The organism is Acidiferrobacteraceae bacterium, assembly GCA_037388825.1.
Lineage (GTDB): Bacteria > Pseudomonadota > Gammaproteobacteria > Acidiferrobacterales > JAJDNE01 > JARRJV01.
This window is the reverse complement of the sequence record JARRJV010000011.1, coordinates 36,222-62,557: the sequence shown is the minus strand read 5'-3', so window position 1 is coordinate 62,557 and position 26,336 is coordinate 36,222. Positions and strand designations below refer to the sequence as shown.

Genomic DNA, 26,336 nt, shown 5'->3' with positions numbered 1-26,336 from the left:
CGCGTAGTCAATGAGCAGGTCAAGGCGGAGATGAAAAAGATCCTGGGCGAGATCCAGTCTGGTGAATTCGCCAAGGAGTGGATGGACGAGGCTGCGTCCGGTGGCAAGCGTTTCCCCGAGCTGCGGGCGAAGGCTGGCGAGCATCAGATCGAGAAGGTTGGTGCCCAGCTGCGCGAAATGATGCCCTGGATTCGGGCCAATCAGATTGTCGATACCACAAAGAACTGATTGCGGGCCTGTTGGCCAGATTCAGATCGCCCAAGGTGCATCGAAATGCCGGCGCGAAGACAACCCATAATCGCCCCGGAGGGCTGGATTGATATCCTGATCCTCCTCACGGCGTCGGCGACGCTGACCTATTTCTTTGGCTGGTTGTGGGCGGCGCCCATGTGGCTGCTATTCGTGTTCGTCACCCAGTTCTTTCGCGATCCGGTCCGCGACATCCCCGCGGAGCCCAGGGCGGTGATCTGTCCCGCGGACGGCCGGGTGGTCGCCGTCGACGTGGTCCGCGATCCCTACCTTGAACGCGAGGCACGCCGTATCAGCATCTTTATGAATGTCTTCAACGTTCATTCCAATCGCAGTCCTGTGGACGGCAAGATTCGCGAGATCTGGTATCAGCGGGGGAGTTTTCTCAATGCCGCTCTCGACAAGGCATCGAAGGAGAACGAGCGCAATGCGCTGTGGATCCGGACCGACGCGGGCGACGACGTGGTCGTGGTTCAGGTCGCCGGTTTGATCGCGCGCCGTATCCGCTGCTATCGCCAACCGGGGGACCGGGTCGGACATGGAGAGCGCTTCGGCTTCATTCGCTATGGATCGCGCGTCGACGTCTACCTTCCTGATACGGCGACGCCGCGGGTGGCGTTGGGCGACCGGGTGAAGTCCGGACGCGATATCATTGCGGTCCTTGCGCGAGCGGAAACTCCGGGAGTGGACCATGGCGAAGACTGAAGAAGAGAAGAACGAGCAAAGCGGAGAGAAGCGACGCCGGCCGGGGCGCAAGGATATCTTCTTTCTGCCGAGTTTGTTCACGACCGCGGGACTCTTTGCGGGGTTCTTCGCCATCGTTCAGGCCATGAGCGGCAACTTCCAGCTCGCATCCATGGCGATTTTCATTGCCATGATTGCCGACGGCCTCGACGGGCGGGTGGCTCGCTGGACCAATACGCAGAGTGAGTTCGGCGCCGAATACGACAGTATCGTCGATATGGTTGCCTTCGGTGTCGCGCCGTCCCTGGTTATGTACGAATGGGCATTGTCCGGCATGGGCAAGCTCGGTTGGCTGGCGGCCTTTATCTATACCGCGGGCGCCGGTTTGCGTCTGGCCCGCTTCAATGTGCGCGTGGACACTACCGACAAGGCCTATTTTTACGGTCTGCCCAGTCCCACCGCGGCGGCGCTGCTGGCCGGTTTTGTCTGGGTACTCTACAGCTACGGGGTTCCCGGCCGGGCCATCTCCATCCTCGCGTTGGTCGTCACCGTGGCGGCGGGCGTGCTCATGGTCAGTAATATCCGCTATCGGAGCTTCAAGGACCTGGATCTCAAGGGCAAGATCCCCTTTGTCGCCCTGCTGGCGCTGCCCCTGCTGTACGTTCTGATCACCCTGGACCCGCCCCGGGTGCTGTTCGGTGCGGCGGTCCTGTATACCCTGCTGGGCCCGGTCACCGCCGTACGCAGGCTCTTCCGCCGCGGGCGGCGTTCGGGGCGGTCCCGGGAAGGGAAGAAGGAAAAGGGCTGACAGGTTTTGAAATTTGCGGAAGGAGCCGCTATATTGACAATATGAACACGGCGAACACAAACCGGATTATGACCCGCGGGGCCAATCGATCCATGATTTCGGCCGGCGATGCCCATCGCCGTGCGGCTGTTCGCCAGTTCTCCCTGCTGCTGTCCCTGCGACTGCTGCGCCGCCAGGCGCACTAATCGAACCCCACATGTCCCGTAAGGGGACAAACCTGAACCCAGATTTTGACACGGCGATGCCTTAGCGCCGCCGTTTGCCTGCATCGCAGATGAGGACATCATGACGGACCAATTGATCATATTCGATACGACCTTGCGTGACGGGGAGCAGAGCCCCGGCGCGTCCATGACCCGCGACGAAAAGGTTCGGATCGCCAAGCTGCTGGAGAAGATGCGGGTCGATATCATCGAGGCCGGCTTTCCCATTGCCAGCCATGGGGACTTTGAATCCGTGCGCGCAGTGGCCGAAGTCGTACGCGACAGCGTCGTGTGTGGTTTGGCGCGTGCCGTCCCCGGCGATATTGAGCGGGCCGCAGAGGCCATCAAACCGGCCAATGCGGGTCGAATTCACACGTTTATTGCCACCTCACCCATCCACATGAGAGAGAAGCTCCGCATGGAGCCGGACCAGGTCGTGGAGCAGGCGGTCAAGGCGGTGAAGCAGGCCCGCAATCATACGGACGACGTGGAGTTTTCCGCCGAGGATGCCGGCCGATCCGAGCCGGATTTCCTGTGCCGCGTGGTGGAGGCCGCAATCGATGCCGGGGCCGGTACCATCAACATACCGGACACGGTGGGCTACAGCATCCCCGGGTATTTCGGGGCCCTGATCAAGGACCTGATCGAACGAGTTCCCAACTCCGACAAGGCCGTGTTTTCCGTCCACTGCCACAACGATCTCGGGTTGGCCGTCGCTAACTCGCTCGCCGCCGTCATAAACGGCGCACGACAAGTCGAGTGCACGATCAATGGCCTGGGCGAGCGGGCAGGCAATGCATCGCTTGAAGAGATCGTCATGGCGGTTCGCACCCGCCAGGACGTATTCTCTTGCGATACGCGTCTCGACACGACGCAGATCGTTCCTGCCAGCCGCCTCGTGGCGAACATTACAGGCTTTGCCGTGCAGCCCAACAAGGCGATTGTCGGTGCCAATGCCTTCGCCCATGAGTCCGGGATTCATCAGGACGGCGTCATCAAGGCGCGCGAGACCTACGAAATCATGCGCGCCGAGGATGTGGGCTGGTCGGCCAACCGGATTGTGCTCGGGAAGCACTCCGGTCGCAATGCGTTCCGCACCCGCCTCAACGAGCTCGGTTTCGAGTTCAAGTCCGAAGACGAGTTGAACTCCGCGTTTGCACGCTTCAAGGAGCTCGCCGACAAGAAGCACGAAATTTTCGATGAGGATCTCCAGGCCCTGGTCACGGAAGAGGGAACCGAAGCAGAGAATGAACACTACCGTCTCGTTTCACTCAAGGTCTGTTCACAAACGGGTGAAACCCCGGAGGCCGAGATGGTGTTGTCCATTGATGGCCAGGAAGCGCCGGCGACCGCGAGTGGCAGTGGCCCGGTGGATGCCGCCTTCAAGGCGATTGAATCCGTGGTGAACAGTGGTTCCGAGCTTCTGCTCTATTCCGTCAATAACATCACCAGCGGAACGGATTCCCAGGGCGAGGTAACGGTAAGACTGGAAAAAGGTGGTCGCATCGTCAACGGCCAGGGAGCTGACACCGATATCGTGATCGCTTCAGCCAAGGCGTACACGAATGCCCTGAATAAACTGATCAGCCCGGCCGAGCGGGCACACCCGCAGGCCGACCAGGCGATCTAGATCCGGGAACGGCGGAGAAGGAGTCTGTTTATTGCTCCAGCTTCTTCTTCGCCGGCTCCGTGGCCTCATGGATGGTCTCGCGCGCGCCTTCCAGGGCCTTCTCTGCTTTTTCCTTGACCTGTGATTTGACCGCACGCTTGGCAAAGGGGTTGCTGAACAGGTTTTGACACGGCCGTCTGTCAGGTGGAAACCGGATGAAAATAATAGCGATTCCCGGGCCGGTCGGCCAGTGTTCCGGTGAAGACTCTGGTACAGCTTTGTAAATGGACCGAAAGCGGCATGCAATCCCTGCAAGCGCCTGGTCTGTCGGTGCCGGTTCCAGGCCGGGGATCAGGTATCTCCCCGCGAATCCTGATTTTGTTTTCCGCGGTTCCGTCGTTATGCTTGCATCATGACACAGGATCTTACCCGTCATCAGTATCTTCAGGCCATGGGCATCCAGACCTGGGTCGCTCGTGGGGAGAATTTCGCTGCTGTATCCGGCCCCCCCGCCGTTCCGGTTCCTGATCCTGGCGGCGTCGTTTCGGATATGGGCTGGGAGGAGTTGCAGCAGACCGTAAGTCGCTGCACTCGCTGCAGTCTGCATGAGACCCGGACCCAGACCGTGTTCGGGGTGGGAGATCGCAAGGCCAAATGGGTGTTTGTCGGCGAGGCACCAGGGGCGGACGAGGACCGCCAGGGGGAACCCTTTGTCGGTAGAGCGGGGCAACTGCTGAATGCAATGTTGAAGGCGATCGGATTGGAACGGGAGCAGGTCTATATCGCAAATGTGCTCAAGTGCCGACCACCCAATAACCGCGATCCCCGACCGGAAGAAGTGGAGCAGTGCGAACCCTACCTGCTGCGACAGATTGAATTGCTTCAGCCGGCGATCCTGGTAGCGCTTGGACGTCACGCCGCCCACAGTTTGCTCAAGACGGATCAGGCCCTGGGCCGTCTTCGCGGAACAAGACACGATTATCACGGAATTCCGCTCGTGACCACCTATCATCCTGCCTATCTGTTGCGTAGTCCGGCGGACAAGCGCAAGGCCTGGGATGATCTGAAGCTGGCGCGCGAGATCGTGGAGGGTGCATGAGTGCCGTAATCAAACCGGCCAGGCCCCACATACGCCCCATGGAGATTGCCGATCTTCGGGCCGTGATCGAGGTCGAAAACGCTGCGTACGATTACCCGTGGAGCGAGAACATTTTCCGCGATTGTCTGCGCGTCGGATACTATTGCTGCGTGCTGGAGACTGCCGACGGTGTGGTCGGACACGGCATCATGTCGTACGCCATCGGCGAGTGCCATTTGCTGAATGTCTGCATACATCCCGATTTCCAGAAACGGGGGCTCGGACGCAAGATGGTGCTCCATCTCCTGCAAGTGGCGCGTCGAAACCGCTCGCGCGTCGCGTTTCTGGAAGTGCGCATGTCGAATGACGCGGCCTATCGGCTGTATCAGGATCTGGGGTTCAGCGAGGTGGGTATCCGCAAGGACTACTATCCTGCGACCCATGGCCGTGAAGACGCCATGATTCTCGCACTCGACCTTGACGAGGCTTCGTAGGGTTTCGGCCGTCCGGCACAGCTAGCGGACAAAGATAATGCCGATACCAAACCGGGTATTGCGCCGGTTGTAGTCGATCAGGCTCTCGTCATATCCCGAAAAGACATGGAATAGATAGTAGTAGCTGTTCGGTGGCCCGGGCATGCTGAAGTTCATGCTAAAGGCCCCTTTTTCCGTGGCCGGATTGATGCGCAACATCATGTGAACGAACTGCCCACCGGCGAATCGATATCTATAGTGCAACTCTCCCCAGCCGGTGTAGTCAGTGATGTCCGGATTGTCATCGCTGCTGGCACGCTCGGGAATCCGGGCCCAGAGTTTCCAGTACAGCAGAGACCTCTTCCTTGGCAGGTAGGGAGCGAAGTACACGCGATTCCAGCTCCGCGACGACGCGCCTGACTGGCCGTTGGACTCGTGTTCGGCACCCACGTCGAGACCCCACGTGCCAAACAGCTTGCCGGGCTCAGTACGATAGAACAGTTCAGGGTTGTAGTTTGTCTCCCGGAATGGGGAAGAGTTGGGTGTGTTGTAGGCCTGCCAGAAGGACTTCTGGGTATACGCGAAATAGAACGGCAGGTGGGTGATCTGCTGCTTGAAACTGATCTGGAACTCGATCTCCGATTCGCCACCGTAGTACAGATCGCTCCACGTGATTGGCAGGATATAGGTCTCCTTGTGTACCGAGAGACCATTGGTGACCTGCACCCGCGCAAATTCCGGTTCATTGGAAGCGGGATTCGTCCTGGACAGATTCGCCCCGTTGTCATCGGATGCCGCCTTTGCCGCGAGGCTATGCGGGCCAGTTCCCAGCGCCAGGATTGCGAGAACCGGCATCACTGCGCGACCTGGTCTTCTATTGGGTTTTGAACTGCGGCGTCGAGTCCCGGACATGGTCGATTTCCCTGTATTTTTCTCCACGCGGCAACCACTTTGGCAACGCCACGAGTGTAACGAGTCCCGCGACGAACACAAAACCATCCGCGACTTCGGCGACAGGGTTTCCTTTGCCGGGGTCCTGGATCATGACTATGATGCTTTTGCATTGGTTCCGGCGCAAAGCCGGGGAGGGCCTCGCGGATGGAGTCCGCCACAATGAAGACAAATTCTGCAATCAGGCTTTCCCGGTTTTATGGCTGGCGCGCGACCCTGGCCATGATGGTCGTCCTGATGCTGAGCGCATGTGCGGGACGGCCGGTGCAGGTCTCGGTCGGGGAGCTGCAGCAGAAATCCATCGTGGTGGGACGGATCGACTGGGTTGACTGGCGTGGGGCGTCGGATGACTTGCCGGCCGAGGCCGATCTGAGGATCAGCGGCCGCCTGTACCGGGGAGTTGTGCATCACGGATACATTGTCATTGCCCTGCCGCCGGGTAGCTACACGCTGGACTCAATGGTCTACACCGATGGCATCCGGACCTACACCAAGGCCCTGGGTGAGACATTCCATGTCTCCACCGGCAAGAATCTCAATCATGGGCTGCTCGTTCTCTGGTTTGGGCGCGAGGCCACCAGGAGCGGCTACCATATCGTGCCGATCGACAATACCAGGCAGATGATTCGCCATCTCCGCCATGTCGAACCCGATGTCTGGGCGGTCGTACGGGAGCGGCCGTTTGAGCGTCCGCGATACACCTTCCTCGATCCGCGCAAGCTTGAAGCTCTTCGCAAGGAAATTGCAATTCGCACCTTTGTAATGCGGCAGTTTCCGTGGAACCGCGTAGCGGGGAACCTGGGGACCGTGGCCCGGGTGGATCGGGCGAAGTCACCCTCGGCGCGGTTCACAGTCATCCCGAGTGATACGTTTTCCGATTTCCGCAGCTGTTTTCACGCACGGCGGTACATCAATTGCGTGGCGCGAGAGGCCGACAACACTTACCGCTTGCTGAATTTCGATGGCAAGCACATCGTCTATCATCCCATTCCTCCGGGATTCACCCCGGTGCGGGTATTCCGTTCCCGGAGCGACACGATCTATCTGCTTGACAGTGCGATGCGCATCCGCTCACTGGCAAAGGGCAGCACGACCTGGAAGGGGTTCGATCCCAAGGGGTTCCCGGGTCTGAAATCCAATCTGTCGGGTTACGCGCATTTCCTGGATTCGGACAACGGGCTGTTTATCAATGCCGCCATGGAAAACGGGGCAATTTTGTACCGTGACCGGGCTACGGGCGACTATTCCTATATCCCGAATCCCGATCGGGAAGCGAAGTACTGGAACCTGCTCGACAGGCCCGAAGGGCTGTATCTCGGCGGACATCGCGAATTGGGAGGGGGTACGTTCCTGTACTTCAGGCCGTCCGGATCGGGTGTGTGGCAACGACAGCGGATTCCCTTTGACGACTGCATACACCGGATCGAAATACGAAACCCGCATGATCCGAAATCCGGGATCCTGGTCCGTTGCGGCAAGCATCTGTACGTTACCACGGACAGGGGCGGGCACTGGACAGAATTGGAGCCGGGCCGGAAGCGTGGCCGCTAGAGTGACCGAGCGGTTTCCCGCGCCGGCATTGGCCGGCGCGGGGTGCGACTACCGGTAGATTGGCCTCGAATCGCTGCCGTTGTCGTCCTCTTTCTGCTTCTTCCCGTTTTTGTCTTGCTTGGTTCCTTTCTGGTACCCGCTCTTTTGTTTGCCACTCTGGACATTCTTGCCGTTCTTGCGACCGCGCTGCGGTTTGACGCTTCCGCGGGATTTCTCGCCGTTGCGTTGGTATCGCCCGGCCTTGTTGTCTCCGGAACGCGGTTGGCTGCGTTGCACCCCCGAGCCGTTTCGATGCTGTCCCTGGGAATCGGGACCGGGCATACGATCGGGCCGGCCGTTGTGGTTTCCACGCCCATCACGGCCCTGATTGCCATTTGGATACCCATCGTCGTTCCCATTTCGACCCCGGTCGCGACCCTGGTCCCGACCCGGGTACGGCCCTGGATATCCGTTGTGATTCCTCACCCGACCCCTTTCGTCGTGGGGCTGCGGGCGATAGATTCGCCTGTGCTCGCGGTGATGTTCGTAGGGCCGGCGCCTTGGCGCATGGACGCGAACCCGATACCGCGGGTTCAGATGGTAGTGGCGGGGCAGGGTGTGTACGCGCAGCCATACACCGCCCGACAGGTAGTAGTAATAACCGGTGGAAATGCTGTAGTACACATCCGCGTCGGGATAGTAGTAGTAGTCGTATTGGACAGCGACGCCAGCGGCGGGACGAGCAGGCGCGACCACGCAACCGGAAATGGCGAGCATCAGGGCCGAAAAGATGGCCACTAGGCCAATGCGGCGCAACTGGACGGGAATCATTCTCACTCTCCTCCTTGTCTCCTTTTGGGTTTGCTGTGCAGCAGGACTTCGCTTTCTTCACACATTTTCTACTCTAGCTGAAAATTGCCCGTCATGGGTAGATTGCCCCGGATTCGGATGAATGCCGGGCCCGGGCGAGTCTGACATTCTCCCGAAGATTGCAGGCCAGGTTCACCAATCCGGCTGGCTGTTGAGGGTGTTTTGAACCCCATGGTGAACACTGCGTAAAATGGGTTCGGGCTCATTCCGGAAACGAACCTCATGCGCCGAATCATGGTACTCAACGCGAAGGGTGGGTCGGGCAAGACCATGCTCGCCACCAATCTGGCGAGCTATTTCGCCACCCAGCACAAGTCCGTCGCACTGGCGGATCTGGATCCACAGCAATCCAGCCTGGGGTGGCTGGCGGCGAGGTCGGACAAGTATCGCCCCATTCACGGACTGGACGGTCTGGCGGGGTCGATTCGGCCACCGAAATACACGGATGTGCTTATTCTGGACACGCCGGCCTCGGTGTACGGCAAGGATCTGACCGCCCTGGTTCGGCGGGCCGAGACGGTACTCATCCCGGTACAACCTTCCGCCACCGATATGCGGGCGGCAGGCAAGTTCATCGACGAGTTGCTTGGCGTGGGAAAGATATCGCGCAAGGAAGTGAAGCTCGCCCTGGTGGCCAATCGTATGCGTGAGGCCAATCGGGTGGCGGGTGCGATGGAGCGGCTGCTACGCGCGGTCCGGATCCCGTTTTCCACCGTCAGCAGCGACATCAACCACACCCTCGAAGATTTCCTGAAGGGCCTGAAAATTCCCTTGTTGGCGGAAATCCATGACAGCGAGAACTATCTGCGCGCCGACGCCCAGGGAATCGGCATCTTCGAACTCGAGGATGCGGAGCACGACCGGGAAACCTGGCAGCCGCTGCTGGACTGGATCAACAGCCGGCGCAGTATCCCGCGGGTGCGCAAGAAGTCCTGACGGTCCGGCCGGGGAGCAGGCCTCTTATTTGTCTTCCGGTTTCTCTGCAGAGGCCTCCGCTTCTTTCAGGCTTTCCAGATGCCGTGCAGCGGCCTCGGCGTCGCGGGTGAGGCGGTCGATCTCTTTTTCGATCTTGTCGAGTTCCGCCCCGGACGACTCTTTTCGTTTGGCGTCCAGTTCCTCGATTTGCTTCAGCAGCTGCTCATGCTCGTAGCGCAGGGTCTCGAGTCGCTCGGCCTGTTCCGCCTTGTCGAACATGATCGCTTCCGGTGCCTCTTCGACGACGGGCGGCCCCGGTTCCGGGATTTTCTTCGGGGGAATGAATTTCCGTGCTTCCGATAGCTGACGCTGATTCATGAACGTCGGCGATACGATCTCGATACCGGCTTCGTGCAAGGCATCCAGCATTTGTTTGCGCAGGTTGGAACGGGCGGTTAGCAACTGTTTCACGTCGGAGAGGAAACCGGCGATCCGGTAGATTACGGAGAAATCACCCAGCTCCCGCACCTGGACAAAAGGGTCTTCCAGAGTCGCCTGTTCCGCGGCTTGCTTCAGCAGGGTTTCCACCTGTTCCCGCGGCACGTCGTATCCCAGCGACACCATGGCCGAGATGATGGTGCCGGAAGTGCGAACCACGGTAACGGGGTGGGTGACAATGAACAGATTCGGAATGGTGGTCAGATCCCGGTCTTCCGTCTGGATCTCGGTATGGAACAGCCCGCGTTCCGTCACCCTGCCAACCAGTTCATTGATGCGAATAAAATCGCCGGGCCGGAAGCTTTTGATGAGCCGCAGCATTAATCCGGCCATGGCATTCGATACGAAGGTCGTGGACGACAGGGCGATCACAGCCGTCAGGACAATACCAAGCAGGCTGAGGATCTGCCCCTGGGTAGTATCCGACATGGGAATGAGGAGGATCAGAACCAACAGCGCGGCGAGGAACAGAAGGAACATCAGCAGTTGCCGCGGCAGACGCTGTTCCGCGCCCATTTCTGGGTTGCGCCGCAACAACCACCAGTTCGCAGCCCACAGGACCAGGGCGATGAGGACAAGACCCACGAGTGCCGGGGCGTGCGAAAGAATTCCCGAGTACAGCTCTTTCCAGGCGTTGGATGCGTTCATGTGCTTTCGGCTCGTTGACCGGGGAAAAGCCTAGCGAATTCGGCGTGCCGTGGCCATGAAGACCTGATCTGGCCGTTGTGTCTACGCCTGCCTGGAGATCCGGTTGAAGCGGATTGGCTGGTATATATTGACTGGGTAGTCAATCAAAAGTAGAATTTAAAACTATGCCAAGAAATCAGGCGCAAAACGAGCAAGTGCGGGCCAACCGCCGGGCGCAAATCCTCGAGGCAGCACGTGGGGTGTTTGCGCAACACGGGTACCATGCGGCAAATGTCTCGGACGTGGCTGCCGCCGCCCGGGTGAGCCAGGGAACGGTTTATCACTACTTCGAAAGCAAGGAAGAGCTCCTAATGGCGGTGTACGAGGAGTGGGAGACGACCAACCTCGACCGTGAAATCGGCGCAGCCCTGGCGGCCGCGCCGACATTCGCCGGAAAGCTTGCCGCACTCGCCCGCAGCGCTGCCAAGCGAGTCGAAGGTTCGGGCGAGTTGCTCAATGCCCAGGTTGAGTTCTGGAGTCATATTCCGCGGCACGAGGCCATCCGCGAGCGATTCAGGATCCTGTTTACGAGCCTGGGCGCAGAGCTGGCACAGCTGATCCGGGCGGGCATGACAGCCGGGGAGTTTCGCAGGGTCGACCCGGACAGCCTGGCGCGTGTGCTGATCGCCGCCTACGACGGTCTCATCGTCCAGTGGCTTGCCGACCCCGCAAGCGTGGACTGGGAGACCAGTGCCGACACCCTGATCGCAGTCGTCTTGCATGGCCTGGTGCGGGCAGATGCGGCCCATCGTTAAGGAGACACGGACATGGAGAACACCGAACAACTGAAACGCAGCTTCTCTGCCGAGAAGCTGAAAAAGGAATACGCGCATGTGGCCTGGTTCTACGATACCTGGGGCCGATTGACCGAAGACAAGGCCCTGCGCCGGTTGCTGCAGCTTGCTTCCGTCCGGAACGGGAGCCGCGTCCTCGATGTGGGCGTCGGCACCGGACGCCTGCTCAGTTCCCTATTGGCGCAAAATCCTGATGGCGAAAACATCGGCCTGGATCTTTCGCCCGCCATGTTGGCCCATGCCCGCAAACGACTCGCGCGTATCGGGGAGCTAGAACACTGGCGACTGGAAGAGGGCAGCGCCTACGATCTGCCTTTCGCCGACAACGGTTTTGATTTCCTGTTCAGTACCTTCATGCTCGACCTTCTGCCGGAAGAGGACTACCCCAAACTGCTGGACGGCTTTCGGCGCGCGCTCAAACCCGGCGGTACCCTGGGGGTTGCGGCGTTTTCCTTTGGCACCCGACCGGTCCATCGGTTCTGGTACTGGCTGGCAAAGCAGTTCCCGTCCCTGCTGACCGAGTGCCGGCCCGTGCGCCTGGGGCCGGCCCTGGTCACCGCTGGCTTTGAGGTCCTGCAACGTGAGGAGATCAGCCAGTTCACCTTCCCCTCGGCGGTCATCCTGGCAAAGGCACCCGGTGCCGGGGAGGGTGGGTGATCGACCGGGATTCGGGCAGTCGCGCGGTCAGGCGTTGGCGCGATAGCCGACGGCCTTGAGAAACAGTTCGATCAGCTGATCGACCAGGGCGTCGAGCTCGAAGGACTGATATCGCTCGTTGCGATGGATGCGTTTGACATACAGCGCCTCGCGGATCATTCCCTGGAACATGAGGCTGGCCGTTCTGGGATCGACCGGATCGGCGCGCCCCTCGGCCGTCAGTTCCCGCAGACTGAATTCGATATAGTCGGCAAAGGAACGCCAGCGATTTTCGAAGAAATGTTGTGCCGCCGGCGCCTCTTCCAGGGCGCTCATGAGTTCCATGCGTAGGTAGTCAGGGTCGCGCGAAACGCTTTCCACGAACACACGCGTCATGCGATGCAGGATGTTCTTGAAATCCGAGGGCTCGGCCAGGGCCGCCTCGGCATAGCTCTCCCGTTTTTCGGAGATCGTGGTGAGCACCGATTCGTACAGGGCTTCCTTGGAAGGGAAGTGCTGATACAAAACGGCCGGGCTCACGCCCAGCCGTTTTGCAATCTCATCCACGGACACGCCGTGGTAACCCTTGTCGGCAAACAGGACCTTGGCCACGGCGAGGATGGACGCGCGTCGCTCCGCCGCCTTCAGGCGTTTGGTCATGGGCCGTGGATCAGGCCTTGCGGATGTCGAAGGTGAAATTGCCGTCCGCCTCGCCGGAAGCGAGCAACTCATTTCCGGTTTGCTTGCAGAAGGATTCGAAGTCTTTTACCGAGCCCGGGTCAGTGGCCACTATGTGCAGCACCTGACCGGAAGACATGCCGTTGATGGACTTCTTTGCACGCAGGATGGGCAGGGGGCAGTTCAGCCCGCGGGCATCCAGTTCCACATCATAATCAGCCATTTTCTCGCTCCTGTTTTGTTAGTGAACGTTTAGTTATTTACAGCAAACGGGCCTTCGCGTCAACACCGCAAGAAAACGCGGAAAATCGGCGTTCCGGCGGCACTGCAGTGAATATGGCGGCGGGGAAACCAGGCGCGGATGCGGCCATCCCTGAGGTCGTAAAGCACGCCTTTGCGAAACGGCTCGACCCAGTCCTCCACGATCTGCATGTCGGCCGTCTTTGGCACAACGTAGCTAGAACCGGAAGATTTCGTCTCCCGTGAGATTGGCTATCTCAAAGTCCGCAATTTGGGCCTGGCATTCGCCGAGGATCATATCCTCCGCGCCAGGCTTGGGATGCGTCAGATATACCCTGGGTCGATGGCGCAGCTTCGGAAGATCGGCTGCGAGAAGTTGCGGGCAATAGTGCCCTGATTTGCGGCTGATCTCGAGGTCCCTGTCGCAAAAGGCTGCTTCCACAACAAGCACATCCAGGCGATCGAACCGGTTGAGTTCATCCCAGAAGGTATCGTTGGTGCTTGTGTCGCCGCTGAAGGCAAACACGCCACCATCTGCCTCCACGCGGTAACCGACCGCCGGAACCACGTGGTTCACCGGAATCGCGTGGATTGTACGACCGCCGATAGTCAAGGAATCCCCCGGCGTGAGCTCCTCGAAGCGCATGACCGGATGGTCAAACCGTGGCAAGACGGAGAAATCGGGCCAGATTTGCCAGTTAAAAATATGGTCTTGCAGCGCCGCTAGCGTTTCGCGCCTCCCATGTATAAGGACCGGCGTTTTGATTTGACTGAAGACGCTATCGATCATCAACGGAATGCCGGTGAGATGATCGAGATGCGAATGCGTCAGAAAGATATGGCGTATGCGCAGTATCTCATCGAGTGACAGCCTGCAGACGCCCGTACCGGCATCAATCAGAATGTCGTCGTCTATCAGGAGCGACGTGGTATGACGGTCGGAACCGATACTGCCGTTAAACCCCAGGACCTTGATGTTCACGCAATCTCCTCCCGGAAATTCCGTCTGCGTACGGCGCAGTTCTCGCTGCCAGCGCCGGAAGAACGCATTGCCTCAAAATTCACACGGTCGTGGAACACGCGCACACGTGTCCTGCTCCTCGATTTCCGATTTTGCGGCGCAAACACTATTCTGCGGTACTGAATTCGGTCTCGCCCGTGAAGGACCCGTGATTAAAATCACCAAGGAGAACGTTTTCATTGACGTCGCGGGCGTGCACGCGCCAGCTGTACAAACCACCAGGTTTGAGGATCCCTGGCGGTAAATCCAAACGGGGTTTGGTCAGCAGCTTCGATTTGTATATGAGCCTATCGCCTTCCCACTCATCCTTTATATATACCTTGTAGTATTTGGCGCCCGGTACGGGGTTCCACTTCAGGACCGAAGGTACCGGGATATTCTCGACACCATTCCGCGGCGTCAGGCCGGTTGCGGGGGGGATCGGGTAGATGACGACGAAGTCCTTGGCGACATAGTGCTTCCCGTTCCGAAGAGCAATTCGGGCGGAATACCAACCGTCCGTTGCGTCGCGCGGCAGAGGAAGCTTGTTTATGAATGCCCGCTTCTCCGGTTTGTTTTTGCGCTTGATGATCCGGTAGCGGCTGAGATCCATTTTCACCAGCGGCTTGCCATTGGGTCTGATCACGTCCACGCTCTTCACTTCGGCATAGCGCTCGGTTGAAAAGACGACGAGGAAGAACAGTGGCCGATCCGTCCAGTCGCACACGTGCATATCGAAGAAGCCTGCCCGTGTATAGTGCGGATCGGCACCGATGGCGACCGATGCGTCGGCGTATGTAATTGGGGCGACAGCAAGCGCGCACAGCAGTGCACCGATTGTCGATGATGCAAAACGCGCGGCGAATCTCCCCGCGCGGCTATTTCGCTCCATACCGATCCCTCCTGTTCAGCGTCCCCTACAGTTTGCGGTTTGCCTCACGCAGTCGCAGGCTCAGGCTGCGAAGCATACCAAGTGCCATTTCCGGATAGTTAAGAACCAATGCTCGCAGTTTTGCCTTGTCCAGCACCAGCAGCGTCGAGTCCTCAAGGACGTGTGCGGTTGCGGAGCGCGGATTGTCATCGAATATGCCCATCTCTCCGAAGCATTCATTGGGCCCCAGTGTCGCGATGAACTCCTTCGCCTTCGGGTCCGGGTTGATCGAAATTCCGATCTTGCCGCTCTCGATGATATAGACCCGGTCGCTGGGCTCGCTAATGTCAAAGACCCGCTCACCGGCAAAGCATGCCTCCTCTTCAAGCTCCAATGCCAGGACTCGCAGGTCTTCCGTGTTTACGCTCGAGAACACCGGCGCCTTGCTGAGCATGAGTATGCGGGTATAGAGATCAGCCATGTTACGTTCCCGCTGCGACGGACGCCGGAGCGGTTCGCGACGCGCACTCGCGCAACCATGCGTCCGGATGGTGCATGCACCAGGCAATCACTTCGCGCGCGTTCTGGAATGTATCTTCCTGCGCAACATTCGCATCTCTCTTCTCGAAGCCGGTATTGTCTACAAGTGCAATGAGGGGCGCCGTGAGTGTATGGTCATGCAGATTGTGCAGTGCCTCGCACGCATGGGCGATGTGGCGGCGGTCGTTGGTCGCCAGCCCCGCGCGAACGGCGGTGATCGTCGCCGGATCCTCGAAATTCTCCATGGCCATGAGCGCCAGATCGAGCACCTGGCTCACCCTTTCCTGCAACACGATCGCAAGCAGCTCCAGCACCGGATCGGTACGGGTATTCGCTTCGTAGTCACTCTGGATGACACGGAGAGCGTGTGCAAGTTTGCTGGCCTCATGCACCTTCGACTCGGCGATGCGTTTGAATACCTCGCCAGGCAGCCGATAGCGCGACAGGGCGCCCAACGCCGATTGTTGGGCGCGCGGAAAGCCGCGATTCTCCAGGATCCACTGTTTTACGATATCCACAGCCCGGTCGCGGCCTTCGCTTTCCTCGATCAGCTTGAGCGCGGCATCGCGTACTGCATTGTGTTCGTCTTCAAGCGCCTCAATACAGAGCTGGTGTCGTTCTGCCGCGCTGAGTACCCGATAGCCCTCTACACACAGAGCGCGGAGCTCGGGATCCGTGGTTTTGTATAGCGCCCGCAGTACCGGCGCAAAATCAGCCAATGACCCTTGCGGAAAGCAAGCCAGAGACTTCAGGGCAGCCCGGCGGACCCGTGTTGAAGGATTCTCCATGAGCTTGCGAAGCTGTGGCACGAGCCGCTGATCGGGTATCCGGGCCATCAGCTCGAGCCCCGCGAGGTTTTCGACGTCCCGGGGACTGGAAAGCAAACGTTGCCAGGTTTCTTGCACCGACGGCTCAAGGTGGGCCCGTTCGTAGCGGTACGCCCCGAAAATGCCGGTCGCCGCCAGTCGGGGATTGTCGGAATGAAGACATTGGTCGACATATTCGCGAGCACGCGGGTCTCTTGTGTCAAACAGCGCCTCAAGAATGGTTGCCTTGAGACGAGTATCCGTGTCGGCCAGCGAGTCGTATAGAATATCCGAAACCGGTAATTTTCCGGCGATCAGTAGCCGCAAGAGACGGTCCCGCGTTGGGTAGCTGGCTGTCGGCAGTCGCTGGGCAATCGTTCGTGGCGCGTCATCGGGACAGACCGCAGTGAGCATCCTTGCATAGGCTACCGCCATATTCTCATCCGGGCCGGACACGCCACGCACCAGCTGCTTGCAGAGTTCCTCGTTCCCCGCGTTCAGCATATCCTCGCCCTGGCGCTGCGGAAGAAACAACCTGTGGGACAGTGTCGCGAGGAGAGCCGGCGTGTAGGCACGATTGGCGCGCATTCTGAAATATAGATAAATCAGGCTGGAGCACATGCCGCCGACAACAAAATAGGTCGGTTCCGACAGCCTCTGCGTCAACATTAGAAACCCGGACGTTGCCAGAAGCGCCAGCGGAAGCACCAGGCCCACGGACAGCGCATTTACGCGCCCCATCATGTAGTCGGGCAGGGCATGTAGAAAAACCATCCTCGACGGTTTGCGCACGGCGGGGAAGATCACGTCCCGGGAGAATATGCCGATCAGTGCAGCCGGCAGGCTGAAGCTGACTACGAGTGCGAGGAAACTCAGAACGGCGGACGAGGGAAATATCAATCCAACCTTTTTTACCCCGAAACGGCGCATTAGCCGGCCAGTAAGCAGCAGTTGAACCAACAGTGCGACCGTACCGGTGACTGCGCTGATCCATCCGATGAACTCAGCGAGCTTGTCCTCAGTCGGAAAGGTTTCGGTCAAGACCCGGTTCACCGAATAGCGAAGAATGAAAAAACTGATTACCATGAAAAACAGTGCATAGGATGCGGCCCGAAGCATTTCTGTCTTCTGAAAGAACTTGAGACCCTGGGCCACATGTTCCACCGATTGCTTCACAACGCCACGGCCTTTCCGTCCGGAAACGAAGAATGGCGAAATCCCCACATGTCTGTGTCGCAGGACGATGAGCAAAATTGGTATCGCTACGAGCGCCGCCCAGACAAGCAGGACGTTTGAAACCTGGATGATCGGCACAATCACACCAAGAAGTGCGCCACCCACGGACTTGCCAATATTCGCGCTGGCAAACATCGGCGCTGACAGGCGCTGCAACTGCAGGCTGTCGAAGTTCTGTTCCACGTAGAGTTTGGTGTGGACGATGACCAACTCGGATGCAAGTTCGTATACGAGGTAATACGCCGGATAGACCCACTCGGCGTTTGTGAAGGACATGGTCCCCCAGATGGCAGCTACCAGGATGCCCAGCACGCCGAGCATTTTCACGAACATCCGCTCGGAAGGAATACGATCTACGTAGGAAGCGTAAGCGAGACTCGCCACTGCCATGACCACGCTCAGCACCGCGTACATTATCGGCAGGTACTCAATACCGTAGCGTTTCAGGAATAGCGCACCCATGCTTCCCCGGCCGAGCGACAGGCCCACGCCGATGAGCACGAAGATCGTGACGTAGTACACCATCGACGAGCGCTCCTCGTCCTTAATCATCAGGAGCTTGGTCAACCACCGCATGGTGCACTGTCTCCGGATCGGTAAAGCTCACAAGAAACTTCGAGGCTCTTGTTGTCGCGCGGTACGCCACAGTTGCCTATGTTCCGGGCGGTAGATGGGCGACCGGGTATCAAAAAATTCCGCGCAGTTGGCCGTTTGAAAAAGCATACAATAGTTCAAATTCACTGACCAGCAGCGGTGCCACTTCCTCGCGGACAGCGGCGCAGGTCGCGAACCAGGCACCGGGATCGAAAGACGTGATCAAGCGGAGCAGGTTTCTTCTTTGTGGTCCCATGGCGATGCTCGCGCCGCCATCATGCTGGTCGAAGCGTTACAGCGATCCCTTGCTGTCGCAGATGTCGAGGTAGCCCACCAGTTCGTGCAAGCGCCCGGATTTGACGCGCCACCGTAGAGTCCGTTGCGAACATGATCGCTCTCTTCTTTTGTGAAGGAGCCTGCCGTGCTGATGGCTATTCGTCATTACCGAGTCGGCCGATCCGGGCACCATCTGGGTGAAGAAGGCCTTGTCAGCGAATAGAAATCGGAAAAGTCGGAAGTTGAGTTGCAAGGAGTGGGTGCGGCCCCTGGGAAGTCAATGGGGTAACTGGCGGGTTGTTAGTTGTGCTGAACTTGGAAGTTCAGAAACGTCAGTACGAATGCACGGCGCGTGGCACGATGTCACAATAAAAGCATTGTCAAAGAAATGGCGATCATGTAAAACAGCTTGCTTGTATACATGACGCCACTACTGCAACAAGTAGGCGACAAAGCTGGTGTGGCATTGATGCATTTCCGTTACAGGTGGTTGCAGCAACCTCCGCCGGTAGCAGGGACGCAAAACCAAGCCAGTGACCGATCAAAGCGATCAAGATTATTATAAGTCGAAAGACGAACAAGCCAGTACCAACAGGGGAAACGGATCCGGCAGAAACGGGGTAGTTCTTAGGCCCTTTGTTTGCGGATTATTTCAGTTACAACAAAGGGCTCCGAACTTGCGGGGTAGGGGAACATGGCTCGTTTTTCTTTTTCTGGCAAGATGTCCAAGCGATTTGGACAGCGTCTTTCCGCAGCCGCGCTGCTCGTTATCCTCTCTGTACCCACCGCATACGCCATCGAATCCTGCGATCCGGCTGCAGGGCAAGTGGTCGACGTGGAAGGACGCGTCGAACTTCAGCGCAATGGCGCTGCAGACTGGGTGCCAGCAAAACTACAGGACACCCTTTGCGAAGGGGATACGGTGCGTGCCGCGGAGCGCAGTCGCGCGGCCGTTGCTCTGGCCAACCAGGCGGTGCTGCGAATCGACCAGCGCACGACTGTCCGGCTCATCAACATCAAGAGCAAACCGAAGGAGCATTCGCTGCTGAGCCTCGTGCAAGGCGCGATCCAGTCCTTCAGTCGCAAGCCACGACAGTTTGAAGTCAGTACACCCTACCTGAACGGTTCAATCGAAGGCACGGAGTTCGTTATCCGTGTGGCCGAGAAGCAAACCATCCTCACGGTATTCGAGGGGACAGTGCGGGCGGCGAATGATCAGGGGAGCATGGCAGTTCCCTCCGGCCACTCGGTCGCGGCCGAGGCCGGCAAGGCGCCACAGCCGCGCACCATTGTAAGGCCGCGCGACGCCTCCCAGTGGGCACTCTACTATCCGCCGGTGCTGGCCCTCGGGGAAAGCGCCGGTGCGCCTGCGTCCCTGGGCAACGCCCGGGAAAGCGCGGCCCGCGGCGACTACCCCGCGGCTTTCGCTGCCCTGGATGGCGTGCCCCAGGAAGAGCGCGATGCCCAGTTCCATGTCCTGCGCGCGTCGCTACTGTTGTCTGTGGGACGGATCGATGAGGCGCGCGCGGACATAGACGGTGCCCTGGCACAGGATGCCAGTTCCGGTTTGGGTCATGCGCTCAGCGCAGTGATTGCCGTGGTGTCGAATGATCGCGATCGGGCCCTTGCCGAAGGACGCAAGGCGGTCGAGTTGTCGCCTGACAGCGCGGCCGCGTACATCGCCCTTTCTTACGCCCAGCAGGCGCGTTTTGACTTGCCGGCAGCGCGCAAATCACTGTTGACCGCGGTGAAGCGCCAGCCCAAGGATGCCCTGGCGTGGGCACGCCTTTCCGAACTCCACCTGATGTTCGGTAACCGTCGCGATGCCATCGCTGCAGCCGAGAAGTCTCTCGCCCTGGCACCAGGTTTGGGCCGGGCGCAGATGGCCCTCGGTTTTGCAGAACTCGCGGATTTCCGTATTGCCAAAGCGGCAAAATCCTTCGAGAAAGCCATCGCCGCCGACAGTGCCGATCCGCTTCCTCATTTGGGCCTCGGCCTGACGCGTATCAATCGTGGCCAGCTGCAAGCCGGACGGCGCGACCTCGAGGTGGCGGTGGCGTTGAACGGGAACAGTGCGCTGTTGCGCGCCTATCTTGGCAAGGCGTACTACGAGGAGAAGCGCTCGCCGCTGGATGCCCAGCAATTCAAGATTGCCAAGGAGTTCGATCCCAAGGATCCCACGGCATACCTCTACGACGGCATCCGCCTGCAAACCGAGAACCAGCCCGTAGCCGCCCTGAAGGAAGTGAACGACTCCATCAAGCGTAACGACAACCGCGCGGTTTATCGCTCGCGTTTGCTTCTGGATTCAGACGAGGCGGCGCGGAATGTAAGCCTGGCGCAGGTCTACAGCGATCTCGGATTCCAGCAGTTGGCTCTGGAGGAAGGCTACGAATCGGTCAATACCGACCCTAGCAATTCTTCCGCGCACCGCTTCCTCGCCGATTCCTACTCGGTACTGCCACGGCACGAAATCGCGCGCGTCAGTGAATTGCTGCAGGCCCAGTTGCTCGATCCCCTGAATCTGGCGCCCATTCAACCGCGGGCGGCAGAGAGCAATCTGTACCTGATCAGTTCTGCCGGCCCGGCTGTGGCTTCGGCGGACGAGTTCAATTCCCTGTTCAAGCGTAATCAGGTCAACGTGATACTGAGTGGAACGCTTGGTGAAATGGCAACCGGGTCAGGCGACCTCGTAATTGGCGGTATTTCCAACAATCTGTCTTACAGCCTGGGTGTGTCGAGATTCCAGACCGATGGCTTCCGTGCCAATAATGATCAGACGGACAACATCGGCAATGCGTTTATCCAGTCCGCCTTGTCGCCGGATACCAGCGTGCAATTCGAGTACCGGCACCGCGATACCAATAACGGCGATCTGAATCAGTTCATGAATGGATCGTTTTCAACGGCTCTTAGAAACGACCGGCAGTTCGATGTCTATCGTGGCGGTCTGCGCCACGCCTTTGCACCGAACTCGATCTTGCTGGCCTCCGTCATGTACAAGCGCCAGGACAGCACCTTTCACGACTCGCCGCTTCCCGGTTTTACAGTGGATGAACAACGGCCTGACAACAAGGGTCTGGGTACGGAACTGCAGTACCTTTACCGTTCCGCTAAATACGACATCACTGCCGGTACCGGGTATTTTGACCTGAACGAAGTCGTGAACAGAACGCAGGTCAACCCCATTACCTGTCCGACTGGAACAGAACCCGGTTGCAGCACTACGAGTGATCTCAGCGCCAAGCAGAAGAACGCCTACGTCTATTCCAATATTCGGATGGTGGCTGACGTCAGGCTCACCCTTGGCGCCAGTTGGGACTCGTATGACACCAGAGACCCGTTGTCGCAGGCACGAGATCAGGTCAACCCGAAACTCGGTGTTACCTGGCAGGTGCGCCCGGGTACGACAGTGCGCGCGGCGGGCTTCCGGGCACTCAAGCGCAGCCTGATTACCGATCAGACGCTTGAACCCACCCAGGTAGCCGGATTTAACCAGTTTTACGACGATCTGGCATCGACGGACGCCTGGCGCTATGGCATTGCGATGGACCAGAAGTTTTCCCAACAGGTCTTTGGTGGAGTGGAGTTGTCAAGGCGCGACTTGACCGTTCCTTTCCCGTATACGGACACCACGACCCTTCCGCCGACCACGACGCTGCAGCGCGCGGACTGGCAGGAGGACGGTGGGCGGGCCTATTTGTTCATGACGCCCAGCAAGCGGGTTGCGCTAAGCATGGCGTACCAGTATCAGCGCCTCAATCGATCCTATTCACCCGCCACGGGTCTGGAAAGCGTCAGCGAGATCAGGGCGCACAAACTCCCTCTGGGAATTCGATACTTTACTGCTTCAGGCTGGACCTATGGCTTGAAGGGGACCTACGTCCACGAGAACTATGATTCCGGAGGCACTCCTGTTCCCGGTGTTAGCAAACAAAGCAGCGACTTCTGGGTGGTGGACGCGTCGGTGAGCTATCGCCTGGCCGGAAGACGGGGATTCGTGGCCTTCGGCGGTACCAACCTGCTGGACAATAATTTCGCCTACCAGCAGATTGATGCGCTCAATCCGACCATGCAGCCGGCGCGCATGATTTACGGACGGGTGACGCTGTATTTGTAGCCTCAAGGATTTCTTGGGCACATTGACGGTATCGTCCGGTGGTGTTTTGCAAGGAGTTGATGTCAAGCAGGTGCGGGTTCAGTGAAGCTGTGCGCCTGTTGTTTCAGGAGACCGCCAGGTTCAAGTGAGCGGAAACAGGTTTTTTTGAGAAACTCTAGGAAGGGGGTGTGTCATGCGAAAGCAAATGAGTAGTTCTTTGGTTGGGTTGCTGACTTTTGGTCTTGTCGTGTTGAGCACGGCTGTGACGGCGAATGCCGTTGCGGATCCGCTGCCGTTTTCCTGCACTACAGTCGACAGCAAGGGTGGCGGCAACAATTACAAAGTCGAGGCAATTACCGGGGACAACGGCGAATTTCCGCTTACGGCCGCATGCCCTGACGACGCCAGCAAGCAGTGCGCCGATTTCGGGTACACGGTGAGTTCGCTGTCGGGGGATACCGTCTCCCATAGTTTCTTCGCAGCATCGGCAGACTATGCAGTCCAAGAAGACCCTTCTGCCAGTGAAAACGTTTATGCCCCCGGTCAGGGCGACCCCCAGTCCGGATTCCTGGAATATGCCATGCACGAAAAGGTAGTCAAATTCAATTCGAATGCGACGACGTTTGAAGGCCATATCTTCGTCGAGGGGGATGCGGTAGCGGGAGCCACCACTGCGTATATTCAGGGCGGTAAGAACAATGAGTCCTGCCTGATCGCTGGGCCGGGCAGTGTGCGCACTCTGGACAACGTATGGGTCCCGAAAACAAGCTCCAAAAACGTGAATGTGCTGCATGGCGCGTGCGACGCCACCCTGCACTACAACGGCAAAGGCGATCTGGTAAACATCACCTTGGGGGCCAACAGCGCGTGCTATACGGGCAAGATTCCACCGAATGCCAAGGCTGCGATTGGCGGGGAGCCGATCCAGGACGTCAATGCACCGGATGGCATTTCGTTCGGCAACCACAGCACGATCATGTATCTGCCCAGTGGCTGGGCGATATGTACGGCAACACCGTGCCCGGGAACGACGACCTACGTCTTCACCTATTGATGGTAACGAGCAGGCGGGGCCACGCTGCGATGATCGGGCGTGGCCACGCCCCGCCGGAACTTGTAGCGCGGCTTGACGTTCTCTTCGATTGAGACGGGCGATCATGGCGCAGCCCCGGCCTTTGCTTTCGTAGGTGGTCCGGTCCTGCGCTTGGGTCACGTATTGATCGGAAAGACATGCGATCGGTAGCGGAACGCCCCCGGAAGGGGGCGTTTTTCTTGCTTCGTGCATTCACGGGGCAGCTCGGCATTTCTGCCCATGGTGGCCAAGCGCCACTCCGCGCAAATGCCGCGTGCTTTGACTACCAACGCATGAGTTCGCGGGCCACGAAGTGGTCCGTGATTCGACGCCTTGCGCGGATATGGATCAAACAGCGAATCTCTGACAACATTCCCGTATGAAAGCCAGACAGACCGATACCAGTACCAAACGACCCAAGGCCCACAAAGGAACCGGCGTCAGCTCCCTCAAGGGTCGCTGGTGGAAGGGTCTGGTGGTCGGAGTAGTGACGGGTCTGCTTGGCGCCATTCTTGCGCTGACTCCGCTCGGTAACGACTTCGAGAAGGAAGTTGGCCTCACCTGGATGTTCCATATGCGGGGGGCTGTTCAACCGCCGCCCAAGGTCGCGGTCGTCGCCATCAACGAGCGCGCGGCGCACGGACTTGGTTTGCCCCGCCTTCCCCGCGATTGGCCCCGCTCCATCCATGGCCGTTTGATAGAGCGCCTCGCCAGTCTGGGCGCTTCTGCCATCGTATTCGACATGGACTTCCAGCGGCCGAAATCGCACAGCGATGACCTACGGTTCGCCCGGGACGTGGCGGCAGCGAAGCGGGTAGTACTGTTCGAGAGACTCAATGGCATGCGCCAGCCGGTCTTTGACGTGAACGGCCGGCAGACCGGCACCATCTGGACCGAGGAGCTCATACCGCCAATTCCCTCGCTGGCGAAATCGGCCGTGGTGCTTGCGCCATTTCCTTTGCCGAAGGTGCAGGTGAATGTCTTTCAGTTCTGGGCCTTCAAGCCCAGTGTCGGGGATGCGCCGACCATGCCCGTGGCCGCACTGCAAGTGTACGCAAGGGACGTGTACCCGCAGTGGCTGCAGATCCTCAAGCAGGCAGGGGCAACCGGGGTAGCCAACCTGCCACAACGCCTCGACGGGACAGTAAGCGCAGACGATTTCGGCCGGATGATGCGCACAGTTCGCCGCATGTTCAACACCGATCCTGCACTGGGCAAGAAAATATTGCAGATCCTGTCTGCGGAAAGGGCGCGGGGGCTGGATGCCCGCGATTTCCAGTTGATGAAGGTCCTGACCGCGCTCTACGACGGCCACAACAATCGTTATTTGAATTTCTACGGCCCACCCGGAACCATCCCGACCATTCCGTACAATACGGTCATCGCGGGCTCGAATGCCGGACAAGGTAAGGTCGACCTGAATCTTGCCGGCAAGGTCGTTTTCGTCGGTTTTTCAGACCTTTACGATCCCGGTCAGCCCGACCGCTTCTACACCGTATTCACGCGGGACGACGGGGTCGACCTCAGTGGTGTCGAGATTGCGGCGACTGCCTTTGCCAATCTGCTGACGAATCGCACACTGGTGCCCAGCAGCGCGATTACCACGTTCTCGACCCTGTTCCTGCTGGGATTCATTCTCGGCAGTGGCACGTACCTCTTGGCCGCCGTGCTTGCCGTGCCGTTGGCACTTGTTCTGACCGTTCTGTACGCGGTCGGTGTCCAGTTCGCGTTCAATAGCGCCAACGTCTGGCTGCCGCTGGCAACACCGGTCCTGGTTCAATTGCCCCTGGCCTTGTTCGTCGGTCTCCTTGGGCAATATCTACTCAAACGTCGCGGGGTCACTCGGCTCAGCAAGGCGGTCAGCTACTACCTGCCGGAGGATGTGGCACGGCAGCTTACGGACACGGAGCTCGATCCGAACACCCTCAACAAGGTTGTGTATGGAATTTGCTTCGCGACGGACATGTCGGGTTTCACTTCCATTTCGCAAACGATGGATCCGAGCCGGCTCGCCGTTTTCATGAATTCCTACTTTGACGCGCTGGCTTCTGCCCTGAAACGATACCACGTGGACGTCACGGAGTTTCATGCGGACACGATCATGTGTGCATGGACTGCCGCTTCGGCGGAAACACTTGATCGGAGCCAGGCGCCGCTCGCGGCACTGGCAATGCTGGACGCGGTAGACCAATTCAATGCCGAGACGGAAGGCGTCAATCTTTATGGTCGCGTCGGTATGGAGGAGGGGCAGTTCTACCTTGGGCATACAGGCGGCGGCGGGCGTCTCGGCTATAGCATCCTTGGTGACTGCGCCAATACCGCAGCCCGCCTGGAAAGCCTCAACAAGCACCTGGGTACCCATGTTTTGGCAAGCCACGCCGTGGTGGGTGGCGCAGACAATCTTCTGTTGCGCCCCGTCGGACAGTTTGTTCTGGTTGGCAAGGCTGAGCCGATTTACGTGCTCGAAGTGCTGGGCGAGCGCGACAAAGCGAGTGCGTCAGTGAATCAGCTGTGCACGCGTTTTGCCGAAGCATTCAATGCCTTTCAGAGCCAGCAATGGGCAAGTGCGGCAACCCTGTTCGAGGCCATCCTGAAGGACTACCCGGGGGACGGGCCCTCGCGGTTCTACCTGTCGAGATGTCGGGAGTACGAAAAGCAGGTACCGGAAGTCGAAGACCCGTCCGTGGTCTACATGAATGCGAAGTAGCGATTCAGATCGCTGATTGCCCTGCCGGCAGGGTCAAATCTCCCGCTCTCCCGGCGGTGTGATCCCCGGGATCGGGGGCGCGCTTGTGACCCAGTCTGGGGCGAGACCAAGATCCAGGAGGCCCTGGTGCGGGCGGAGCCATCGCGGTCAATTTCTGTGGCACAAAAGTCCTGCTCGTCTGGCTCTTATCGGCTGACCTACATGCCGCCCTGCGGGTGGATTGCACCGTGGG

General features: G+C 59.0%; 25 protein-coding genes. 14 read left to right on the top strand and 11 right to left on the bottom strand.

From position 1 onward, the window contains the following. The 5 genes from P8X48_03415 to P8X48_03395 all read left to right on the top strand — a co-directional run. Positions 1 to 228 (top strand): ketol-acid reductoisomerase (locus tag P8X48_03415; GenBank protein ID MEJ2106367.1); only part of this gene is annotated, 228 nt, incomplete at its 5' end. A 45-nt stretch (positions 229 to 273) separates the two neighbouring features. After that, on the top strand, positions 274 to 954 hold the full coding sequence (locus tag P8X48_03410) for a phosphatidylserine decarboxylase (GenBank protein MEJ2106366.1): 681 nt from the start codon (positions 274 to 276) through the stop codon (positions 952 to 954). Next, positions 941 to 1,741 (top strand): CDP-diacylglycerol--serine O-phosphatidyltransferase, encoded by an 801-nt coding sequence (gene pssA, locus P8X48_03405; protein MEJ2106365.1) that lies wholly within the window; start codon positions 941 to 943, stop codon positions 1,739 to 1,741. The genes P8X48_03410 and pssA overlap by 14 nt, the downstream gene beginning before the upstream one ends. Before the next feature lie 41 nt (positions 1,742 to 1,782). Further along, positions 1,783 to 1,926 (top strand): hypothetical protein, encoded by a 144-nt coding sequence (locus P8X48_03400; protein ID MEJ2106364.1) that lies wholly within the window; start codon positions 1,783 to 1,785, stop codon positions 1,924 to 1,926. A 100-nt stretch (positions 1,927 to 2,026) separates the two neighbouring features. Continuing rightward, on the top strand, positions 2,027 to 3,574 hold the full coding sequence (locus P8X48_03395; protein ID MEJ2106363.1) for a 2-isopropylmalate synthase: 1,548 nt from the start codon (positions 2,027 to 2,029) through the stop codon (positions 3,572 to 3,574). A gap of 28 nt (positions 3,575 to 3,602) precedes the next feature. On the opposite strand, the gene P8X48_03390 is transcribed toward P8X48_03395, so the two are convergent. Continuing rightward, a complete protein-coding gene (locus P8X48_03390) occupies positions 3,603 to 3,989 on the bottom strand; it encodes a hypothetical protein (GenBank protein ID MEJ2106362.1) in 387 nt (128 codons plus the stop codon). On the opposite strand from P8X48_03390, the gene P8X48_03385 reads away from it, so the two are divergent. Together P8X48_03385 and rimI are read left to right on the top strand one after the other, a co-directional pair. Further along, positions 3,966 to 4,652, top strand: a complete 687-nt coding sequence (locus P8X48_03385) for a uracil-DNA glycosylase (GenBank protein MEJ2106361.1) — start codon at positions 3,966 to 3,968, stop codon at positions 4,650 to 4,652. The genes P8X48_03390 and P8X48_03385 overlap by 24 nt on opposite strands. After that, entirely contained in the window at positions 4,649 to 5,125 is a 477-nt protein-coding gene (gene rimI, locus P8X48_03380) for a ribosomal protein S18-alanine N-acetyltransferase (protein ID MEJ2106360.1), read from the top strand. Before P8X48_03385 ends, rimI begins: the two co-directional genes overlap by 4 nt. Before the next feature lie 21 nt (positions 5,126 to 5,146). Here the strand turns inward: rimI and P8X48_03375 are convergent, their stop codons facing one another. Continuing rightward, the gene (locus P8X48_03375) at positions 5,147 to 5,959 is read right to left on the bottom strand and encodes a phospholipase A (protein MEJ2106359.1); all 813 of its coding nucleotides are present in this window, start codon (positions 5,957 to 5,959) and stop codon (positions 5,147 to 5,149) included. A gap of 19 nt (positions 5,960 to 5,978) precedes the next feature. Further along, positions 5,979 to 6,149 carry a hypothetical protein gene (locus P8X48_03370; protein MEJ2106358.1) on the bottom strand — a complete coding sequence of 57 codons (171 nt, stop codon included), beginning with the start codon at positions 6,147 to 6,149 and terminating at the stop codon, positions 5,979 to 5,981. A 68-nt stretch (positions 6,150 to 6,217) separates the two neighbouring features. Between P8X48_03370 and P8X48_03365 the strand changes: the two genes are divergently transcribed. Next, positions 6,218 to 7,606, top strand: coding sequence for a hypothetical protein (locus P8X48_03365; GenBank protein MEJ2106357.1), 1,389 nt, complete (start codon positions 6,218 to 6,220; stop codon positions 7,604 to 7,606). A 48-nt stretch (positions 7,607 to 7,654) separates the two neighbouring features. On the opposite strand, the gene P8X48_03360 is transcribed toward P8X48_03365, so the two are convergent. Further along, entirely contained in the window at positions 7,655 to 8,416 is a 762-nt protein-coding gene (locus P8X48_03360) for a hypothetical protein (protein ID MEJ2106356.1), read from the bottom strand. Between the two features lie 261 nt (positions 8,417 to 8,677). Between P8X48_03360 and P8X48_03355 the strand changes: the two genes are divergently transcribed. Beyond that, on the top strand, positions 8,678 to 9,391 hold the full coding sequence (locus P8X48_03355) for a ParA family protein (GenBank protein MEJ2106355.1): 714 nt from the start codon (positions 8,678 to 8,680) through the stop codon (positions 9,389 to 9,391). Positions 9,392 to 9,415: 24 nt separating this feature from the next. Here the strand turns inward: P8X48_03355 and P8X48_03350 are convergent, their stop codons facing one another. Further along, positions 9,416 to 10,516 (bottom strand): mechanosensitive ion channel, encoded by a 1,101-nt coding sequence (locus P8X48_03350; GenBank protein ID MEJ2106354.1) that lies wholly within the window; start codon positions 10,514 to 10,516, stop codon positions 9,416 to 9,418. Between the two features lie 164 nt (positions 10,517 to 10,680). On the opposite strand from P8X48_03350, the gene P8X48_03345 reads away from it, so the two are divergent. Both P8X48_03345 and P8X48_03340 read left to right on the top strand, forming a co-directional pair. Continuing rightward, positions 10,681 to 11,310: a TetR/AcrR family transcriptional regulator gene (locus P8X48_03345; GenBank protein MEJ2106353.1), complete on the top strand. Its 630-nt coding sequence runs from the start codon at positions 10,681 to 10,683 to the stop codon at positions 11,308 to 11,310. Positions 11,311 to 11,322: 12 nt separating this feature from the next. Beyond that, positions 11,323 to 12,006, top strand: coding sequence for a methyltransferase domain-containing protein (locus P8X48_03340; protein MEJ2106352.1), 684 nt, complete (start codon positions 11,323 to 11,325; stop codon positions 12,004 to 12,006). Between the two features lie 27 nt (positions 12,007 to 12,033). Here P8X48_03340 and P8X48_03335 read toward each other — a convergent pair whose 3' ends face one another. From P8X48_03335 to P8X48_03310, 6 genes are all read right to left on the bottom strand, one after another. Next, the gene (locus P8X48_03335) at positions 12,034 to 12,645 is read right to left on the bottom strand and encodes a helix-turn-helix domain containing protein (GenBank protein ID MEJ2106351.1); all 612 of its coding nucleotides are present in this window, start codon (positions 12,643 to 12,645) and stop codon (positions 12,034 to 12,036) included. A gap of 10 nt (positions 12,646 to 12,655) precedes the next feature. Beyond that, entirely contained in the window at positions 12,656 to 12,886 is a 231-nt protein-coding gene (locus P8X48_03330; protein MEJ2106350.1) for a sulfurtransferase TusA family protein, read from the bottom strand. Positions 12,887 to 13,120: 234 nt separating this feature from the next. Next, the gene (locus tag P8X48_03325; GenBank protein ID MEJ2106349.1) at positions 13,121 to 13,885 is read right to left on the bottom strand and encodes a 3',5'-cyclic-nucleotide phosphodiesterase; all 765 of its coding nucleotides are present in this window, start codon (positions 13,883 to 13,885) and stop codon (positions 13,121 to 13,123) included. A gap of 145 nt (positions 13,886 to 14,030) precedes the next feature. Beyond that, positions 14,031 to 14,795, bottom strand: a complete 765-nt coding sequence (locus P8X48_03320) for a hypothetical protein (protein MEJ2106348.1) — start codon at positions 14,793 to 14,795, stop codon at positions 14,031 to 14,033. Between the two features lie 25 nt (positions 14,796 to 14,820). Then, positions 14,821 to 15,255 carry a cyclic nucleotide-binding domain-containing protein gene (locus tag P8X48_03315; protein MEJ2106347.1) on the bottom strand — a complete coding sequence of 145 codons (435 nt, stop codon included), beginning with the start codon at positions 15,253 to 15,255 and terminating at the stop codon, positions 14,821 to 14,823. 1 nt (position 15,256) lies between these two features. Beyond that, complete coding sequence (locus tag P8X48_03310; protein ID MEJ2106346.1) at positions 15,257 to 17,932, bottom strand: MFS transporter; 2,676 nt, start codon at positions 17,930 to 17,932, stop codon at positions 15,257 to 15,259. Between the two features lie 988 nt (positions 17,933 to 18,920). On the opposite strand from P8X48_03310, the gene P8X48_03305 reads away from it, so the two are divergent. The 3 genes from P8X48_03305 (at position 18,921) to P8X48_03295 (ending at position 26,104) form a co-directional block, all read left to right on the top strand. Next, positions 18,921 to 22,346 carry a FecR domain-containing protein gene (locus P8X48_03305; GenBank protein MEJ2106345.1) on the top strand — a complete coding sequence of 1,142 codons (3,426 nt, stop codon included), beginning with the start codon at positions 18,921 to 18,923 and terminating at the stop codon, positions 22,344 to 22,346. A gap of 172 nt (positions 22,347 to 22,518) precedes the next feature. After that, positions 22,519 to 23,379 carry a hypothetical protein gene (locus P8X48_03300; GenBank protein ID MEJ2106344.1) on the top strand — a complete coding sequence of 287 codons (861 nt, stop codon included), beginning with the start codon at positions 22,519 to 22,521 and terminating at the stop codon, positions 23,377 to 23,379. A gap of 397 nt (positions 23,380 to 23,776) precedes the next feature. Then, positions 23,777 to 26,104, top strand: coding sequence for an adenylate/guanylate cyclase domain-containing protein (locus tag P8X48_03295; protein MEJ2106343.1), 2,328 nt, complete (start codon positions 23,777 to 23,779; stop codon positions 26,102 to 26,104). Positions 26,105 to 26,336 lie beyond the last annotated feature (232 nt).